Source organism: Phormidesmis priestleyi ULC007 (assembly GCF_001895925.1).
Classification (GTDB): domain Bacteria; phylum Cyanobacteriota; class Cyanobacteriia; order Leptolyngbyales; family Leptolyngbyaceae; genus Phormidesmis_A; species Phormidesmis_A priestleyi_A.
The window spans coordinates 1-1,161 of the sequence record NZ_MPPI01000108.1; the positions used below are offsets into that span (position 1 = coordinate 1).

Here is a 1,161-nt window from a genome sequence, read left to right on the forward strand (position 1 = left end):
TGAGTTGGATGAAGTTGTATTAAGTGTCTTCTGCCCTGAACCGAAAGCGTTCAACCGTATGTCCATGGGCTTTAGCTCTAGCATCTACCCCATCCATCACGGCATAGGCTAAATCTAATTCATCCTCAAACATTCGTCCTGCAATCTCATCCTTCTTAAGATGCTGCCACTCCAATTCAATGGGATTCATCTCGGAACAATATTTGGCAAAAAAGAAGATGTACAATCCTTGGGCTTCCCATTCGGGCTGTTTCGCCTGCACCGCTGCACTGGTATGAATCGGGCCGTTATCTTCAGCAATCACTCGGATGCGTCCAGCTTGCTGGAACGCTTGGTTCGCCTGTTTGGCTTGCTCATCCATCATCTTGATGTAACTCTTACTGTCAAAGCCGCCGATACTCAAGCCGTATGTAAAACATTTCAATGGTTGCCAAAGCCCCAGAATGCTGACGCGTCTACCCCGTCGTTTGGTTTGCTCCATTCGCTTTTGCTCCCCGACAAAGAAGTAGCTGTAACCTGTCGCGCTCCACTGGCTAAATCCTGCTTCATCTAGATAGTACAGGTCGATCTCTCCGCTTGCAGCAGCGAACTCCAGCATATCGAGGTCTGCTTGCTTGGTGGCTCTTTGCTCAGGGTCTTGACGCTCACGATGGCTCTGGCGAGTCCGCTTCCATCTCACCCCCTTTTTTTCAGCACTCGCCTTAGGCGGTCTGGACTCAATGTGACTTGCCGTTCCTGTTCTAGTTTCTCTGCCAACTGTGGGCTACTGTAAGTGCGGGTTTCAGTTCGCAATATGCCCTCTAGATACTCTATATCTGACGCTTGCCATCGACGTTTGCCGCCTGGATGGAGGGTATCCCACAATCCTCCTAACCCCTGCTTTTCCCACCGATGTAACGCATCGCGGACCGTAGCCACATTCCAGTTGAAGTGAGCCGCGATTTTCTCTACGTACCAGCCCCTGAAATTTAGCCGGATGACTTCGGCACGATCTTTCACTCGTTGCGGGATCGTGGTCGCACTCCTCATCTCAAAAAGTGTACGATCTTCCTCTGCCGTTAAAAACACTCTCAAACGTGCACCCATATTGCTTTTAACCTGATTCTGCTAAAACGCTTAACTTTCCTTTATGTAGCTTACTCTTTCCACACCCACCTACTT

The 1,161-nt window shown here is 49.5% G+C and carries 1 pseudogene; it reads right to left on the reverse strand.

The window, feature by feature from the left end:
* Positions 1 to 19: 19 nt before the first annotated feature.
* A pseudogene (locus BRW63_RS27415) lies at positions 20 to 1,086 on the reverse strand (IS630 family transposase).
* Between the last annotated feature and the right edge of the window lie 75 nt (positions 1,087 to 1,161).